This is a genomic window from Paenibacillus sp. EPM92, from assembly GCF_016586185.1.
Lineage (GTDB): Bacteria > Bacillota > Bacilli > Paenibacillales > NBRC-103111 > Paenibacillus_G > Paenibacillus_G validus.
Window position 1 is genome coordinate 1 of sequence record NZ_BCPS01000123.1, and the last position, 1,478, is coordinate 1,478.

1 protein-coding gene is annotated in these 1,478 nt (G+C 45.9%); it reads left to right on the forward strand.

Translation table 11 applies throughout. From position 1 onward, the window contains the following. Positions 1-85: 85 nt before the first annotated feature. Positions 86-1,306, forward strand: coding sequence for an IS256 family transposase (locus tag JMF85_RS27760; protein WP_127608444.1), 1,221 nt, complete (start codon positions 86-88; stop codon positions 1,304-1,306). Positions 1,307-1,478: the final 172 nt, after the last annotated feature.

The following is a 1,478-nucleotide window of genomic DNA, read 5'->3' on the forward strand; positions in this document are numbered from 1 at the left end:
TCTGTAAAATAAATCGTGTAACCTCTTAAACCGGGGAAAAATGGGCATACTTTTATCATAGAAAACCCGGTGGAGGTACGAAGACATGATCGAGAAGTTTTGGACCAAAAAGGATTTGCGTGAGTTTGTAAAAGAACACAACTTTCAATCGGTTGAACACATTCAAACAACCTTGAAGGAATTGTTTAAGGACGTACTTGAAGAGGCGCTCCAAGCTGAGTTGGATACGCAGCTGGCGTATGATCGTTACGATGCCAAAAGCAAAAAAACAAAGAACAGCCGCAATGGTTACAGCAAGAAAACCGTATCTTCGGAGTATGGGGACATTGAAATCCAAGTGCCTCGTGACCGCTTGGGCGAGTTTGATCCGGTTGTGGTGAAGAAGCATCAAACCAATGTCACAGGGATTGAAGACCAAATTGTGGCTCTCTATGCTAAGGGAGTAAGCACGCGAGATATTCAAGATCACCTGCTGAATCTGTATGGCGTTGAGGTTTCACCTACACTCATTTCAAACGTTACAAATAAAATTGTTCCCATCATTAAGGAATGGCAAAACCGGCCGCTACAAAACATCTACACGGTTGTCTTCTTGGACGCGATCCACTTTAAAGTAAAGCAGGACGGGCATATTGTAAACAAAGCGGCCTATATGGTCATTGGGATTGATCTGGAAGGCAACAAAGACGTACTCGGCATTTGGATTGGCGAGAATGAATCCGCCAAGTTCTGGCTCAGCGTACTGAATGATCTCAAGAATCGTGGAGTGCAGGACATTCTCATTGCCTGTGTAGACAACCTAACGGGCTTCACCCAGGCCATCTCTGCATGCTACCCGCAAACGGAGATTCAAAAATGTATCATTCATCAGATTCGAAACAGCACGCGATACGTATCCTACAAAGATCTCAAGAAGGTGACGGCTGACCTTAAACCCATTTACAAGGCGGCTACGGAAGAAGCTGCTCTGCTGGAGCTGGATCGTTTTGAAGAGACCTGGGGAAGTAAATATCCCCTGTTAGTGAAATCATGGAGGCAGAACTGGGATGAATTGTCGACTTTCTTCAAGTATCCTCCGGAACTTCGGAAGCTCATCTACACGACGAACATGATCGAAAGCTACCATCGGCAGCTTCGCAAAGTCACGAAAGGCAAGAGCATTTTTCCAACGGATGAATCGCTTTTAAAAATGTTATATCTTTCCACGATGGACGTACTAAAAAGGTGGACGGGCCGCGTGCAAAACTGGGGACAGATTTTGCTGCAACTCACGGTATACTATCCAGAACGCGTTCAAGTACGTTAAAAGCGGCTTTACTTGGAGGGGCAGGCATGATAGGCTGGATGCCGGTGCGAACAGTCTTCAGCTATTCGCCCTTTCGCAAGGACATCATGCCTGCCGGAGGTTCCAAGTCAAGCCGCGGCTCACTGTTACTAGACTCGGGAAAGAGAGATTACACAAAATTATTGACAGACTC

Excerpts from the sequence above, each read along its gene's own strand:
- JMF85_RS27760 (WP_127608444.1), top strand. The coding sequence starts at position 86 with ATGATCGAGAAGTTTTGGACCAAAAAGGATTTGCGTGAGTTTGTAAAA.